This is a genomic window from Massilia sp. Leaf139 (genome assembly GCF_001424165.1).
Classification (GTDB): Bacteria; Pseudomonadota; Gammaproteobacteria; order Burkholderiales; family Burkholderiaceae_D; genus Telluria.
The window spans coordinates 105,585-121,387 of sequence record NZ_LMOJ01000022.1 but is presented as its reverse complement, the minus strand read 5'-3'; the positions used below and the strand labels follow the sequence as shown (position 1 = coordinate 121,387).

The following is a 15,803-nucleotide window of genomic DNA, read 5'->3' as shown; positions in this document are numbered from 1 at the left end:
ATAATCAAGTGGATAACGTCCACCTCGAGTCACTATGCCAGGCACCAACCCGATCAAGCACTTCCTGCAATTCTCCGATTTCTCGCTCGACGAATTCGAATACGTGATCGAGCGCGCCCGGGTCATCAAGCGCAAGTTCAAAGCCTACGAGGTCTACCACCCGCTGGTCGACCGTACCCTGGTGATGGTCTTCGAGAAGAGCTCGACGCGCACGCGCCTGTCGTTCGAAGCCGGCATGCACCAGCTGGGCGGCGCGGCGATCTACCTGAACACGCGCGACAGCCAGCTCGGGCGCGGCGAACCGGTCGAGGATGCGGGCCAGGTGATGAGCCGCATGTGCGACATCATCATGGTGCGCACCTTCGGCCAGGACATCATCGAGCGCTTCGCGGCACACTCGCGCGTCCCGGTCATCAACGGTCTCACCAACGAACACCACCCGTGCCAGGTGCTGGCCGACATCTTCACCTTTTACGAGCACCGCGGCCCGATCGCCGGCAAGACGGTGGCCTGGATCGGCGACGCCAACAACATGCTGTATTCCTGGCTGCAGGCGGCCGAAGTGTTCGGCTTCCACCTGAACATCTCGACGCCGCAGGGCTACGAGCTCGACCCGGCCCTGGTCTCGACCACGCGCTATACGCGTTTCGAAAACCCGTCGGATGCCTGCGAAGGCGCGCACCTGGTCAGCACCGACGTCTGGACGAGCATGGGCTTTGAAAAGGAAAACGCCCAGCGCCTGCAGGACTTCGACGGTTTCATCGTCGATGCCGCCAAGATGGCGCGCGCCACTCCCGATGCGATCTTCATGCATTGCCTGCCCGCGCACCGCGGCGAGGAAGTCGCGGCCGAAGTCATCGACGGCCCGCAATCGGTGGTCTGGGACGAGGCGGAAAACCGCCTGCACGTGCAGAAGGCCCTGATCGAATACCTGCTGCTCGGCCGCATCGAGGATGCGCAGTGAAAGGCGAATCATGATCGACCATACCGGCGTCATCGTTGCCGACGTGGCCCGCAGCCGCAGCTTCTATGCGGCCGCGCTGGCGCCGATCGGCTATGCCGTGCTGGCCGAGATTCCGGCCGCCGTCACCGGCAGCACCGACGTGATCGGCTTCGGCGAGGCGCCGAAGCCGGACTTCTGGATTTCCGGCGCCACCGCCGCGCGCCCGGTGAACCACCCGCCGCTGCACGTGGCTTTCCGCGTGGGCGACCGTGCCCAGGTCGACGCCTTCTACCATGCGGCCATCGCTGCCGGCGGCCGCGACAACGGCGCGCCGGGCCCGCGCCCGCATTACCACCCGAACTACTATGGCGCTTTCGTGCTCGACCCGGACGGGCACAATATCGAAGCCGTGTGCCACGAAGCAGCCTAGACCGGGCAACACCCGGCGCGTGAAACCTTTTATATCGATTAACCCACCACCAACCCTTTGTTTGATCGTCGGCGCCTTGTTGTCAGAGCGCGTCGGCTGACCACTTCAATCCCACCTCCCTCCACACTGGAACCTCCATGAGCGACATCAAAAAAGTAGTTCTCGCCTACTCCGGCGGCCTCGACACCTCCGTCATCCTGAAATGGCTGCAAGACAATTACGGCTGCGAGATCGTCACCTTCACCGCCGACCTCGGCCAGGGCGAAGAACTCGAGCCGGCCCGCGCCAAGGCCATCAAGTTCGGCATCAAGCCGGAAAACATCTACATCGACGACGTGCGCGAGGAATTCACGCGCGACTTCGTGTTCCCGATGTTCCGCGCGAACACCGTCTACGAAGGCGAATACCTGCTCGGCACCTCGATCGCGCGTCCGCTGATCGCCAAGCGCCTGATCGAGATCGCCAACGAGACGGGCGCCGACGCCGTCTCGCACGGCGCCACCGGCAAGGGCAACGACCAGGTGCGCTTCGAACTGGGCGCCTATGCCCTGAAACCGGACGTCAAGATCATCGCGCCGTGGCGCGAATGGGATCTGCTGTCGCGCGAGAAGCTGCTGAAGTACGCGGAAGACGCCGGCATCGCGGTCGACATGAAGCACAAGAACGGCGGTGCGCCCTACTCGATGGACGCCAACCTGCTGCACATCTCCTTCGAAGGCCGCCACCTGGAGAACCCGAGCGCGGAAGCCGAGGAATCGATGTGGCGCTGGACGGTGAGCCCGGAAGCGGCCCCGAACGAAGCGGAATACGTCGACATCGAATACGAGCGCGGCGACATCGTCGCCCTCAACGGCAAGCGCATGAGCCCGGCCGAAGTGCTGACCGAACTGAACCGTCTGGGCGGCAAGCACGGCATCGGCCGCCTCGATCTGGTGGAAAACCGCTACGTCGGCATGAAGTCGCGCGGCTGCTACGAAACCCCGGGCGGCACCATCATGCTGCGCGCCCACCGCGCGATCGAATCGATCACGCTGGATCGCGAAGTGGCGCACCTGAAGGACGACCTGATGCCGCGCTACGCTTCGCTGATCTATAACGGCTACTGGTGGGCGCCGGAACGCGTCGCGCTGCAGACCCTGATCGACCACACCCAGCAGACGGTGAACGGCTGGGTGCGCGTGAAGCTCTACAAGGGCAATGTGATCGTGGTGTCGCGCGACTCGAAGACCGATTCGCTGTTCGACATGAACATCGCGACCTTCGACGAGGACGGCGGCGCCTACAACCAGGCCGACGCCGGCGGCTTCATCAAGCTGAACGCGCTGCGCATGCGCATCGCGGCCAAGGCACGGGCAAAACGCGGCCAATAAGCTGGTCGGAGCATCGCCAAAGCCGCCTGCGGGCGGCTTTTTCGTTGGCACGCAGCGTCGTCCGGCAAGGAAACCCGGCATTAATTGTTGCAGCCATCAATTGTATTTACTAAACTGGCACGAACTTACCCAAGCTGCATCACAAGGCAAGGGTATGCGTAAGTTCGCGCGGATGTCCCGTTGGGCCAGCCGCCGCGTGGCTGCATAGCGACGAGGAGACAGCGTGAACGACTCTTTTGCAGGCGGCGTGCGGGAACGGCGTAGCGATCCCGTGCTCGGCGCGCTGGTCGACGTGGCCATCGCCTACCGAGACAACCTCGGCGTCGGGGTCGCCGCCGCCTTCATGCGCGAAACGCGGGTGCCGGACGCGGTGGCGCAGCGCGTGCTCGACCGTACGGCTTACCAGCGCACCCAGGTACCGCGGCGGCGCCTGCCGCGGCCCGAGGGTTCGCCGTCCGGCGGCTTCTCATGATGCCCAGCCTTCAGACGCTGCGCAGATCCGCCACCGGTTCGCTTCCGAAATCCTCGGCCAGCAGATAGTCGACCAGCTTGCGCGCGCATTCGGCCGGCGCGGCCAGCGCCCCTTCCTGCTTGAGCTGCACGAAGCGCTCCTTCATCGGGAAATGCGATTCCGGCGTGGCGCGGATCTCGGCCTGCATCCCGGTGTCGATCACGCCGGGCGCCAGGCTGCAGCAGCGCACACCGCAGTTGCCATCCTGGTCGCCATCCTGCAGCACCGCTTCGGCATGGCGATCCAGCGCGGCCTTGGTGGCGCAGTAGACGCTCCAGCCGGGATAGGCATTCCTTCCCGCCCCGCTCGACACGTGCAGGATGCGGCGCTCGCCGCGGCTGGCCTGCACCACGCTTGCCGCCAGCACCAGCGGCGCGGCCACGTTCAGCGTGACGGCGCGCAGCGCGGCCAGTGGATCCTGTTCCTGCAGCGGGCCGACCGGGCTGACGACGCCGGCATTGTTCACCAGCAGGGTCGCACCCTCATCGCGCAGCCAGTCGGCCAGCGTGGGGCCTGACACGAACGCCGCAAGAGCGGCGCTGTCGGACAGGTCGACCTCGACCTCGGTGAGCAGTGCCGACGGCGCGGCGGCGCTGCGGCCGCGCGCCAGGCCCAGCACGGGCACGCCCCGTTCGATCAGTTCGGCGGCGATGGCGGCGCCCAGTCCCTTGGTGTGGCCGGTGACGATGGCTTTCATGTTCTTGTTCTCCTGAGTTGAACGTCGAGCATAGCGCAAGGCGGGCGCTGCTGCAGACCGTTGTAACTCAACACTGAATGTATGCAAAATGCAACAAATTGCGGATTGCTGGGGTAGAATGAAGCGCCCTCTTCTATTGCACCAATCCGATGCCCTTTGCCACCGCCTTTGCGTCTTCGAACAGTCCTTGCCGCGTCCTGCTGGTCGGCGCGCCGCCCTTTGCCGGCGCCTTGCGCGGAATGCTGGCGGACGAGGCCGGCATCGAGCTGGTGCTGCTCGACGCCGCCCAGGCCCTGGAGCAGGCGCCGCCGCTGCGCCCGACGGTGCTGGTGCGCGCCCTCGGCGGCCGCGAGGACTGCAGCGAATTCCTCCGCGCCTGCCGCGCCAGTCCGGCGCTGGCCCATCTGCCGCTGCTGGTGCTGGCGCCGCATGCCGAGGGCGCCGGGCGCGAGGCGGCCTTTGACGCCGGCGCCAGCGATTATCTCGGCGAACTACCGACCCGCACCGAATTGCTGGCGCGCCTGCGCTACCACGCGTTCGCCAGCGGAATACTGCTCGAACGCGAGGACGCCCTGCGCCGCCTGAACGAGACCCAGGCGCTGCTGGCGTGCGCCCACGGCGAACTCGACCGCATGGCCGGGATGGACAGCCTGACCGGCATCCCGAACCGGCACCGCTTCGACCAGGTGGCGCTGGGCGAATGGCAGCGCGCACGGCGCAACGGCCTGCCGCTCTCGCTGCTGGTGTGCGACGTCGACAGCTTCGGCTATTTCAATCACCGCCTCGGACGCGAGGCTGGCGACCTGTGCCTGCGCAGGATGGCGGGCGTGCTGACCGGGCAATTGAAACGCCCGTCGGATCTGGCCGCGCGCTACGACGGCAAGCAGTTCGCGATCCTGCTGCCGGACACGGGCCTCGACGGCGCCGTGCAGGTGGCCGAATCCTGCCGCACGGCGCTCGAGCGCCTGGCCCTGTCGCATCCGGCGCCGGAGCGGCGCATCGTGACGATGTCGGTCGGCGTGGCCTCGACGGTGCCGTCGGAAGACAGCGTCTTCGACGCCGTGCTGGCGCGTGCCGGCGAAGCGGTGCAGGCGGCGAAGTCGCGCGGGCGTAACCGGGTGGCGGCGTTCCGGGCCTGACGGAGGCCCTTGCCGCCGTTCCGATGCCCGCGCCTGCGTGGGCATGCCCACCCTACTTTTATACGAACACCGGTTCCGGCTCCAGCTCGACCCCGAAGCGCTCGCGCACGTCCTGCTGGATCGCGCGCGCCAGCGCCTGCAACTCGGCGCCGGTCGCGCCGCCATTATTCACCAACACCAGCGCCTGCTTCGGGTAGACGCCGGCCGCGCCCATATTCTTCCCTTTCCAGCCGCACTGGTCGATCAGCCAGCCGGCGGCCAGCTTTTCGCTGCCGTCCGGCTGCGCGTGGTGCACCAGTTGCGGGAAGCGCGCCAGCAGCGCGCGGCATTGCTCGCCCGGCACCACCGGATTCTTGAAGAAGCTGCCCGCATTGCCGATCTCGCGCGGATCGGGCAGCTTGCGGCGCCGGATCGCGATTACGGTGTCGCTCACCTGGCGCGGCGTCGGGGCGGCGATGCCGGCGGCCAAGACCGCCTGCGCCAGCTCGGCGTAGCGCAGGTTCGGCTGCCAGGCGCGCGGCAGGGCGAAGGTGACGTCGAGCACGACCAGATTGGCGCCGTCCGCGTGCTTGAAGACGCTGTCGCGGTAGCCGAAGCGGCACTCAGGCGCGGCCATGGTGCGCACGGCGCCGTTCGCCAGGTCGAACACGCTCAAGGAATGGAACACATCCTTGATCTCCAGCCCGTAGGCCCCGATGTTCTGGATCGGCGCCGCGCCCACGGTGCCGGGAATCAGGGACAGGTTTTCCAGTCCGCCCAGGCCCTGCCCCAGCGTGTAGTCGACGAAGTCATGCCAGTTTTCGCCGGCGCCGGCGCGCACCAGGACATTGCCGCCCTCTTCGCCGACAATTGCGCGCCCCCCGATGGCCATGTGCAGCACCAGGGCCTCGACGTCGCGCGTGAGCAGGACGTTGCTGCCGCCGCCGAGCACAAAGCGCGGCACGCCAGCGAGCCTGGCATCGGTTCCCAGTGCGGCCAGGTCTGCCGCGCCGGTGACGCGCAGGTAGTGGCAAGCGCGCGCGGCGAGGCCGAAGGTGTTGAAGGCTTGCAGGGAAACGTCGTGTTCGATCGTGAGCGCGTTGGACATGGATTTCGGGTAATGGGCAGGACAGAAACCGGACGATTATAGAGCTAATTCGGAGGCAAGCCCGGCGCCGGCGGCGAAAACGGTCGTTCTATTCCAGCTTGTCCGTTAAAATACTGCCACTTATAAATGTGCAAGCCAAAGGAAACCGCCATGCCATCGTTTGACGTGGTCTGCGAAGCAGACATGGTCGAAGTGAAGAACGCCGTCGAGCAATCGAACAAGGAAATCACCACCCGCTTCGACTTCAAGGGCAGCTCGGCCAAGGTCGAGCAAAAGGAAAAGGAACTGACCCTGTTCGCCGATTCCGATTTCCAGCTGAGCCAGGTGAAGGATGTGCTGGTCAACAAAATGACCAAGCGTAAGGTCGACGTGCGCTTCCTCGACGAGGAAAAGATCGAGAAGATCGGCGGCGACAAGGTCAAGCAGCTGATCAAGGTGCGCAACGGCATCGAGACCGAGGACGCCAAGAAGATCACCAAGGCGATCAAGGAAAGCAAGATGAAGGTGCAGGCCAGCATCCAGGGCGAAACCGTGCGCGTCACCGGCGCCAAGCGCGACGACCTGCAGGCGGCGATGGCCCTGCTGCGCAAGGACATCCAGGATCTGCCGCTGGCGTTCAACAACTTCCGCGATTAGCAGACACGGGGTGCCCAGCCTGGGCGATGCCCTGGTTCGCCCTCCCTGCATATCGCCGCACGCCTCGCGCTACCCACTTTTTGCTTCGGGTAGAATTGAGGCTGGACAAACTCGCTCGCATGGCCCGGCCTCTTGAGCAAGAGCAACTAGGTAGTCTAAGGATAGCAATGAAACGTGTTGATGATTTCCGCCTGCGTCTGGGCAACAAGGAATACGTGCCCATCATGATCGGCGGAATGGGCGTGGACATTTCGACCTCCGAGCTCGCGCTGGAAGCGGCGCGCCTGGGCGGCATCGGCCACATCTCGGACGCGATGGTGCAGGACGTCTCGGATCGCAAGTTCGACACCACCTTCGTCAAGGACAAGACCAAGCTCTACAAGTTCAACATCAACAACATGGACAAGGCCGTGGTGCAGTTCGACCTCGAGCGCCTGGCCGAAGCGACCCGCCTGCACGTGGGCGCGACCATGGCGGCGAAAAAGGGCGACGGCCTGATTTTCGTGAACTGCATGGAAAAGCTGACCATGAACGCGCCCAAGGAAACCCTGCGCACGCGCCTGTCCTCGGCGCTGGACGCGGGCATCGACGGCATCACCATGTCGGCCGGCCTGCACCTCGGTTCCTTCGAGCTGATCAAGGATCACCCGCGCTTCCGTGAAGCCAAGCTCGGCATCATCGTGTCCTCGGTGCGCGCTCTGCAGCTGTTCCTGCGCAAGGTATCGAAGCTGAACCGTCCGCCCGATTTCATCATCGTCGAGGGCCCGCTGGCCGGCGGCCACCTGGGCTTCGGCTTCGATTGGAAGAACTACGACCTGCACACGATCATCGACGAGATCCTCGCCTACATGCGCGCGGAAAACATCGACATCCCGTTGATCGCAGCCGGCGGCGTGTTCACCGGTTCGGACGCGGTGGCCTTCCTGGAAAAAGGCGTGGGCGGCGTGCAGGTGGCGACCCGCTTCACCGTGACCCACGAATGCGGCATGCCTGACAGCGTCAAGCAGGAATACTTCCGCGCCAGCGAGGAAGACATCATCGTCAACGGCATCTCGCCGACCGGCTACCCGATGCGCATGCTCAAGAGCACGCCGGCGATCGGTTCCGGCATCCGTCCCGGCTGCGAATCCTACGGCTACCTGCTGGACGCCACCGGCAACTGCGCCTACATCAATTCGTACAACCGCGAAGTGCTGGCCAACCCGGACGTCAAGAACCCGCCGGTGATGGACAAGACCTGCCTGTGCACGCACATGCGCAACTACAATTGCTGGACTTGCGGCCACTACACCTATCGCCTGAAGGACACGACGCACAAGCTGGCCAATGGCGATTACCAGATCCTGAGCGCCGAGCACGTGTTCAAGGATTACCAGTTCAGCGTCGACAACCAGGTCGCCCTGCCGGAAAAGCAGGAAAGCGCGGCGGCCTGACTCCCGCCCCGTTCGCAAAAAGCCACGCTCAGCCGTGGCTTTTTGTTTTGGAACAACCGCGACAAGAGTTCGGGAACGGGTGTAGATTGGACGAGTCCAACTGAGGATGCCACCCAAAGAAAGGCGCCCAGCATGACCATGCCCGTCCCGACCGCGACTGCCGCCTTCCTCCTCGATGCGGGCGGCATCGTCATGAGCTGGAACAACGCCTGCGAAAAGCTGCTCGGCTTCCCGGCCGGCGAGATCATCGGGCATGCGCTTGGCACCCTGCTGGTCGGCACGGCGCCCGAGGATCGCGGCGAGCGCTGGCGCGGCCTGACCGAGGATCGCGGCCACACCAATCGGGTGCTTCTGCGCCACGCCGACGGCAGCACGGTAAAGGCGGAACTGTCGCTCACGCCGCAGACGGGTGCGGACGGCACGACGCATTTCTGGGTCGCCGCCATCGACAACGTCCATACCGACGCCACGCCGGACTCGGTGCTGGTGGGCCGCACGCCGCTGGCGGCCATCGTCGACTTCCTGCCCGGCACGATCTACGCGATCAACCGCGACGGCCGTTTCGTGCTCTGGAACCGTAACCACGAACGCATCACCGGACTGGCGCCCGAGGAAATAGTGGCCACCACCCCGCTCGAACTGTTCGACCTGCAGACACGGCCCTTGATCGCCGAGAGCATCCGCCGCGTGTTCGAGCAAGGCGAGGAAGTCACGGTCGAGGCCGACGTCATCGGGCGCAGCGGCCGCGAGACGCCGATGCTGCTGTGCGGCGCCCGCGTCGCCTGCAACGGCAACCAGTACCTGTTCGGCATGGGGATCGACATCAGCAAGCGGCGCCGCCAGGAAAGCATGTTGCGCCTGCGCGAACGCGCCCTGCACGCGGCCAGCAACGGCATCGTCATCACCGGCATCGACGGGCGCGACTGCCCGATCGAATACGTGAATCCGGCCTTCGAGCGCATCACCGGCTACAGCGCTGACGAGGTCGTCGGACGCGACTCGCGCTTCATGGCCGCGCCTGGCATGGATGTAAACGAGCGCCAGCAAATCCACGAGGCCATCCTCGCCCACCGGCCAGTCAACGTGGTGTTTCGCAACATGCGCAAGAACGGCGACCTGTTCTGGAACGACCTTTCCATCACGCCCGTGCAGGACGAGCATGGGCAGACCACCCATTTCATCGGCGTCATCATGGACGTCACCGCCAGCAAGCAGCGCACCGCCCACCTCGAGCACGAGGTCAACCACGACCCGCTGACCGGCCTGGCCAACCGCAACCTGCTCTGGGATCGGCTCGAGCAGGCGCTGCACATGGCGCAGCGCCAGAAGTCGCTGGTCGGCATCCTGCTGATCGACCTGAACAACTTCAAGAGCATCAACGACACCCATGGGCACGAGGCCGGCGACGTGGTGCTGAAGGTGGTCGCGCGGCGCCTGCTGGCCTCGGTGCGCGACTGTGATACGGTGGCGCGCCTGTCGGGCGACGAGTTCGTGCTGGTGCTGGTCAACCAGCCCTCGCTGCGCTACACGCTGCGCATGATCGAGCGCCTGCGCCAGGGGCTCACCCAGCCGGTGTCCTTCATGCACAAGGAAATCGAAGTCGGCGCCAGCCTCGGCGTCGCCGTCTATCCGCACGACGGCCTCACCTCGGTCGACCTGGTGCGCTCGGCCGACGTCGCCATGTACCACGCCAAGGCGACGGGCCGCAACGAAATCTATTTCTTCTCGAACGACATGAAGTCGACCACCGAAGCGCGCCAGCGACTCGACGCCAGCATGTCGCATGCGATCGAGCGGGGAGAATTGTTCATGCTCTACCAGCCCTGCATCGATGCGCGCAGCGGCAAGGTCACCAGTTTCGAAGCCCTGCTGCGCTGGCGCCATCCGGAGCACGGCGTACTGCTGCCCTCGGGCTTCCTGGCCGAGGCCGAGGAAAACGGCCGCATCGTCGAGTTCGGCGCCTGGGTGCTCGACCAGGCCTGCGCCTTCCTGCGCGACCTGAAAAACCTGGGCATCACCGACGTGCCGGTGACGGTCAACGTCTCGGCGCGCGAATACGGCCAGCACGATTTCGTCGCCAACATCGCCACGCGCCTGGTGGCCTACGGCCTGACGCCGGGCAGCCTGCAGATCGAGCTGCGCGAGGAAACCGTGAACCGCAACCCGGGCCAGGTGCGCGACCTGGCCACGCAATTGCATCAGCTCGGCCTGACCCTGTCGATTGACGAATTCGGCCAGGGCATGACCGACCTCGCCTTCCTGCGCGAGCTGGCTGTCGGCCAGCTGAAGCTGTCGAAGGACGCCGTGCACGCGATCGCCGCCGACGAACCCGAGGGCGACGGCAGCACCATGGCGCGCACCCTGATCGATATCGGGCACAACCTCAAGATGCCGGTCATTGGCGAAGCCGTGGAGACGCGGGCGCAGCGGGAGTTTCTGACCGCGCATGGGTGCGAGGCGCTGCAGGGGGTGCTGCTCAGCGAGCCGATGACGCTGGAGGCGGCGCGGGAGCTGGTGCGGGATAGGGTATCGGCGTAGGCCTGTCGCCTGGGGCGCTAGCGGTGTGCGTGCTTTGTACGCGGGCATGCCCGCCCTACGGGACGCGTCGGCCAACCAACATTCGCTGACGCATGCGTAGGGTGGCATGCCCACGTTAAATTCAGAACATGGTTAGCAGGACAGGCAACAGCCCCACCTTGCTCGCACGCCGCTTTTATCCCTCGGTCGTAATCCGTTGAATCAAGGCCCCCAGCACATCCTCCGCCATCGCATTGTCCACCTGGCAGGTACCCGCATTCTCATGCCCGCCGCCGCCGTATTCCAGCATCAGCGCGCCGATGTTCGTTTTCGATGTCCGGTTCAGGATCGACTTCCCGGTCGCAAACACCGTGTTCTGGTTCTTCAAGCCCCACAGCACGTGGATCGAGATATTGGTCTCGGGGAAGAGCGCATAGATGATGAAGCGGTTACCGGCGTAGATCGTGGCTTCCTCGCGCAGGTCGAGGACGACCAGGTTGCGGTGCACGCGGGCGCAGCGGCGGATCTGTTCCTTGCACAGGTTACTGTGCTCGAAATACAGCTTCGTGCGTTCCTGCACGTCCGGCAGCGCCATGATGGCGTCGATCGAATGGTGGCGGCAGGCGTCGATGAGTTCCATCATCAGCTGGTAGTTCGAAATGCGGAAATCGCGGAAACGTCCCAGGCCGGTGCGCGCGTCCATCAGGAAATTCAGCAGGTTCCAGCCCGCGGGTTCCAGCACTTCCTCGCGCGAGAAACGGGCGCTGTCGCCCTTGTCGACGGCCGCCATCATGTCGCGCCAGGCCACCGGGAACACCTTTTCGCCGCCGTAGTAGTCCCACACCACGCGCGCCGCCGAGGGCGCCTCGGGCTGGATCACGTGATTTTCGCGCATGCCGCTGTTGCGGATGGTTTCCGACAAGTGGTGATCAAAAGCGAGGTGGGCGCCCGCCACGTAGGGCAGATTGGTCGTGATGTCGCGGTTCGTGATGGCGATTTTCCCGTCCTGCATGTCCTTCGGGTGGACGAACAGGATGTCGTCGATCAGATCCAGGTGCTTGAGCAGTACGGCGCACACCAGTCCATCGAAATCGCTGCGGGTAACGAGGCGGAACTGTTTGGGAACGGCAGACATCGGCGGATCCTTTCGTCGAGAAAAGCGTGGGGATGTTTTTTATCATACCGCGCAAAGTTTCCCGCCGTCAGTGTCGTTTGCGAGGTTTTTGTGGCAACCCTTGGGCGGGCACAAGCGCTTCCAGCGGGGGCTTTTGCAGTCCACGCCCCGCATCGTGCAGGCTGTCGCAAAGCGGGGGCGCCAAGCCCGGCGCCGGGGTAAAGTTGCAACATTCCAACAGACCGGATGCCGTCGGATGCCATTTGGACAAGACAATCCGGCACCCGGCAGCGGGGACGCGGTACACTCGCTGCGCCTACGAATCGAATGACAAGACACGACATGCAAGCGCGCAGCTCCACCCACCATTATTTTTCCGGCCTCCTGTCGTCGCTCTACCGCGCCTTCGACGCCGTCGCTACCTGGGTGACCCAGCTGTCGTGGTGGAAGTTCTTCCTGTTCGCGGCGCTGACCCTGATCGCCGGCGCCATCCTCCAGGAGGAACTGTTTTCCGACGGCGAAGTCGAGATCGCCGCCGCCGAGCGCGCCGCGCGCCGCGACCAGACCAGCATCGTGATCGACGACAGCGGCATCCGCTTCAATCCGCGCAACAAGCCGAAACCTGGCAGTCCGGAATCCCCGGCCACCCCGCCCCATCCTCCCTTGCCGCCCGAAGCGCCGCCTGCCACCGCTCCGGATCTGGCCTTGCCCAAGGGCGCCAATCCGGGCAGCGACGCCGTCCACATCGAATTGCCGCCGCAGATCGCCGAGGAATTGTCGGTAGCGATCGAAGGCGCGGTCGACGATGCGGCCGAAGCGAAAGTGTCGCGTTATCACAAGCAGGCCTCGACCTGGTTCAACAGCTTCGTCTGGCTGCTGGTACTGGCGCTGTTCGGCACCAAGGCCCTGATGGGCGGCAAGAAGCGCGCCGAGCAGCAGACCCAGAGCGCGAACGCCGCCGCCGAACGCGAGTCGATGCAGCGCCAGCTGTCGGAAGCGAAGATGCAGATGATGCAGGCCCAGGTCGAGCCGCACTTCCTGTTCAACACGCTGGCCTCGGTCGAGCACCTGATCGAGACCAATCCGCCGCGCGCCTCGGCCATGCAGCGCAGCCTGATCCTCTACCTGCGCGCCGTGCTGCCGCAGATGCGCGACAACACCCTGGTGACCAATCTCGGGCGCGAGGTCGACATGGTGACGGCCTACCTCGACCTGCTCAAGATGCGCATGGAAGAGCGCCTGACGGTCGACATGCACATCCCCGAGAACCTGCGCAGCGCGGCCTTCCCGCCGATGATGCTGCAGTCGATGGTCGAGAATGCGATCAAGCACGGCCTCGAATGCAAGCCCGAGGGCGGCACCCTGAAAATCGTCGCCGACGTCGCCGACGACAAGCTGCGCGTCACCGTCACCGACGACGGCGTCGGTTTCGGCGTGGTGCCCAGCACCGGCACGGGCCTGGGCCTGCCGACCATCCGCGAGCGCCTGCGCCTGCTGCATGGCGACGGCGGCCAGCTGCACATTGCCGCCAACAGCCCGAGCGGCGTGATCGCGATGGTCGAAGTGCCTTACCGGGTGTCGCGCTGATGCCGCAGCGGGCGCCATTTCCGGCCTTGCCCCCGCGGCCGTTTCATTGAATAATTGTCACTTCCTATTTCCGCCAGGACTACCGCCATGCCGACCGCGATTATTGCCGACGACGAAAGACTGATGCGTGACCAGCTGCGCATGCGCCTGGAACAGGTGTGGCCGGAATTGCAGATCGTGGGCGAGGCCAAGAATGGCGAGGAAGCGGTCGAGCTGGTCGGCGAGCACAAGCCGGACTTCACTTTCCTCGACATCCGCATGCCCGGTAAAACCGGCATCGAAGCGGCGCGCGACATCGGCGAGCGCAGCCAGATCGTGTTCGTCACCGCCTACGACCAGTACGCGGTCGAGGCCTTCGAACGCGGCGCCGTCGATTACGTGCTGAAGCCTTCCGAACCCGAGCGCCTGAAGGTGACGGTCGAGCGCCTGAAGGCGCGCCTGGGCAAGCCGGGCGCCGTGGTCAACGACAGCGTCACCGCGATGCTGTCGCAACTGGCCGAGAAGATCGCCGCGCCCAAGCCGAAGCACCTGCAATGGATCCAGGCCAGCATCGGCCAGGATCTGCGCATGATTCCGGTCGAGGAGATCCTGTTCTTCCGCTCCGACGAAAAATACACCTGCGTGCAGACGGCGAGCTTCGAAGCACTGATCAGGAAGCCCGTGCGCGACCTGGCCGACGAACTCGACCCGGCCCTGTTCTGGCAGATCCACCGCGCGACACTGGTGAACGTGAACGCCATCGAAGGCGTCACGCGCGACATCCGCGGGCGCCACCTGGTGCTGGTCAAAGGCCGGCCGGAGAAGCTGGAAGTGAGCCGGAGTTTCTTGCATCTGTTTAAGCAGATGTAAGACTGATTGGGGCGCCGTGGAAACACGACACCTCCTCAAACCGTTGACAGCTGTGTAACGTAGGGTGGGCTCTCGAGCCCACCCTACAAAACTGGATCCCCGGCCCTGCTTGTGCCTGCTCAACCGTAGTCCCCCCTGCCCGCCGTATCGTAGCGTTTGGTTCGCGACGCGAACCCTAGCGCAGGCATACATCCACATGAAACCACAGCGCAGTAGGCGCCCGCGCGGGCGTGGTCTGGCGATGCTCGCGCTCGGCTTCCTCGGCGGGCGCCTGCTGGGCGGCGCCAACGGCAACGGCGCGGCCGACGCGCCGGCCCACCATAGCCGGCGCATCGTCCACACCGCGGGCGAGGCGATCATCGCGGCCGACGAGGGGAGCCGCATCGTGCTGGCCAATCCGGCCGCGGCGCGCATGTTCGGCGTGACGGCGCAGGAGATGGAAGGCAGTCCGCTGTCGCGCTTCATCCAGGCGCCGCATGGGGCCGATGCCGGGCCGCTCGACTACTTCCAGGCCGACGGCCGCGCCGGCCGCCGCGGCACCGACTACGCCGGCACCGGGCTGCGCGCCGGCGGCGAACGCTTCGCCATCGAAGGTTCGATCGTCGACACCGCCCAGGATGGCCGCACGGTCTACACCATCATCCTGCGCGACGTCTCGGAACGCCAGCGCGTGCAGAGCAAGCTGGCGCGCTCGCACGACCAGCTGCGCCAACTGTCCTCGGCGCTGCAGACCATCCGCGAGGAAGAACGCACCCACATCGCGCGCGAACTGCACGACGACCTCGGCCAGCTGCTGGCCTCGCTGCGCATGGATCTGAGCCTCCTGACCGAAGCCTGCGGCAACACGCCGGAAGCCATGCGCCTCATCGATGGCATGGACGGCAACCTGCTCACTGCGATCAACTCGCTGCGCCGCATCGCCACCAACCTGCGCCCGCGCGCCCTCGACGAAGGCGGCCTGTATTTCGCCCTGCGGGGCCTGCGCGACGATTTCGTCGAGCGCCACGGCATCGCCTGCGTGCTGCTGGCCGACGAAGCCGAGCTGCGCCTGGACGACCAGGCCAGCACGGCGATCTTCCGCATCGTCCAGGAAGCGCTGACCAACATCGCACGGCACGCCCACGCCAGCCAAGTGACGATGAACCTGTATCGCCTCAACGGCGAACTCCTGATCACGATCCGCGACGACGGCCGCGGCATCCGCGAGGAAGACCTGGAAAAGGCCGAGTCGCTGGGCCTGGTCGGCATGCGCGAGCGGGTCTGGGCGCTGCAAGGCGAGATCACCATCGGCACCGACGACACGCCCGGCACCCGCATCGACATCGTCCTGCCGGTGCGGGAGCATACCGTTTAGCCTATTCCCTGCGCTCGTTCGCCGATGAGCGCATGTCGATCTGTCATCAAGCGGACATATTGCCCCGATAAGATGCGCTGGATCCTGAGTTCGCAGCCATACGCGGACGCAATCCTTCGTCACCCTTATTGGAGAT

14 protein-coding genes are annotated in these 15,803 nt (G+C 65.2%); 11 read left to right on the top strand and 3 right to left on the bottom strand.

Features of this window, described 5'->3' with window-relative positions:
- The first annotated feature begins 34 nt into the window (after positions 1-34).
- The 4 genes from argF to ASF77_RS11930 all read left to right on the top strand — a co-directional run bounded on the left by argF (position 35) and on the right by ASF77_RS11930 (position 3,215).
- Positions 35-964 carry an ornithine carbamoyltransferase gene (gene argF / locus ASF77_RS11945; RefSeq protein WP_056339334.1) on the top strand — a complete coding sequence of 310 codons (930 nt, stop codon included), beginning with the start codon at positions 35-37 and terminating at the stop codon, positions 962-964.
- A gap of 10 nt (positions 965-974) precedes the next feature.
- Positions 975-1,373: a VOC family protein gene (locus tag ASF77_RS11940; protein ID WP_056339333.1), complete on the top strand. Its 399-nt coding sequence runs from the start codon at positions 975-977 to the stop codon at positions 1,371-1,373.
- Between the two features lie 137 nt (positions 1,374-1,510).
- Entirely contained in the window at positions 1,511-2,743 is a 1,233-nt protein-coding gene (locus ASF77_RS11935) for an argininosuccinate synthase (RefSeq protein WP_056339331.1), read from the top strand.
- A gap of 223 nt (positions 2,744-2,966) precedes the next feature.
- Entirely contained in the window at positions 2,967-3,215 is a 249-nt protein-coding gene (locus ASF77_RS11930; RefSeq protein WP_056339329.1) for a hypothetical protein, read from the top strand.
- A 10-nt stretch (positions 3,216-3,225) separates the two neighbouring features.
- On the opposite strand, the gene ASF77_RS11925 is transcribed toward ASF77_RS11930, so the two are convergent.
- Positions 3,226-3,951 carry an SDR family oxidoreductase gene (locus ASF77_RS11925; RefSeq protein ID WP_056339327.1) on the bottom strand — a complete coding sequence of 242 codons (726 nt, stop codon included), beginning with the start codon at positions 3,949-3,951 and terminating at the stop codon, positions 3,226-3,228.
- A gap of 149 nt (positions 3,952-4,100) precedes the next feature.
- Here ASF77_RS11925 and ASF77_RS11920 point away from each other — a divergent pair, with 149 nt between their 5' ends.
- The gene (locus ASF77_RS11920; RefSeq protein ID WP_056339326.1) at positions 4,101-5,090 is read left to right on the top strand and encodes a diguanylate cyclase domain-containing protein; all 990 of its coding nucleotides are present in this window, start codon (positions 4,101-4,103) and stop codon (positions 5,088-5,090) included.
- 58 nt (positions 5,091-5,148) lie between these two features.
- On the opposite strand, the gene murB is transcribed toward ASF77_RS11920, so the two are convergent.
- Positions 5,149-6,177 (bottom strand): UDP-N-acetylmuramate dehydrogenase, encoded by a 1,029-nt coding sequence (murB, locus tag ASF77_RS11915; protein WP_056339324.1) that lies wholly within the window; start codon positions 6,175-6,177, stop codon positions 5,149-5,151.
- A gap of 150 nt (positions 6,178-6,327) precedes the next feature.
- Between murB and ASF77_RS11910 the strand changes: the two genes are divergently transcribed.
- From ASF77_RS11910 to ASF77_RS11900, 3 genes are all read left to right on the top strand, one after another.
- On the top strand, positions 6,328-6,813 hold the full coding sequence (locus ASF77_RS11910; RefSeq protein WP_056339322.1) for a YajQ family cyclic di-GMP-binding protein: 486 nt from the start codon (positions 6,328-6,330) through the stop codon (positions 6,811-6,813).
- Between the two features lie 167 nt (positions 6,814-6,980).
- The gene (locus ASF77_RS11905) at positions 6,981-8,246 is read left to right on the top strand and encodes a nitronate monooxygenase (protein ID WP_056339320.1); all 1,266 of its coding nucleotides are present in this window, start codon (positions 6,981-6,983) and stop codon (positions 8,244-8,246) included.
- A gap of 132 nt (positions 8,247-8,378) precedes the next feature.
- Entirely contained in the window at positions 8,379-10,784 is a 2,406-nt protein-coding gene (locus ASF77_RS11900) for an EAL domain-containing protein (RefSeq protein ID WP_056339318.1), read from the top strand.
- A 175-nt stretch (positions 10,785-10,959) separates the two neighbouring features.
- On the opposite strand, the gene ASF77_RS11895 is transcribed toward ASF77_RS11900, so the two are convergent.
- On the bottom strand, positions 10,960-11,898 hold the full coding sequence (locus ASF77_RS11895) for a hypothetical protein (protein ID WP_056339316.1): 939 nt from the start codon (positions 11,896-11,898) through the stop codon (positions 10,960-10,962).
- A 321-nt stretch (positions 11,899-12,219) separates the two neighbouring features.
- Here ASF77_RS11895 and ASF77_RS11890 point away from each other — a divergent pair, with 321 nt between their 5' ends.
- The 3 genes from ASF77_RS11890 (at position 12,220) to ASF77_RS11880 (ending at position 15,667) form a co-directional block, all read left to right on the top strand.
- Positions 12,220-13,464, top strand: coding sequence for a sensor histidine kinase (locus ASF77_RS11890; protein ID WP_056339314.1), 1,245 nt, complete (start codon positions 12,220-12,222; stop codon positions 13,462-13,464).
- 87 nt (positions 13,465-13,551) lie between these two features.
- Positions 13,552-14,313, top strand: coding sequence for a LytTR family DNA-binding domain-containing protein (locus ASF77_RS11885; protein ID WP_056339313.1), 762 nt, complete (start codon positions 13,552-13,554; stop codon positions 14,311-14,313).
- 196 nt (positions 14,314-14,509) lie between these two features.
- Positions 14,510-15,667: a PAS domain-containing sensor histidine kinase gene (locus ASF77_RS11880; protein WP_056339311.1), complete on the top strand. Its 1,158-nt coding sequence runs from the start codon at positions 14,510-14,512 to the stop codon at positions 15,665-15,667.
- The last annotated feature ends 136 nt before the right edge of the window (positions 15,668-15,803 follow it).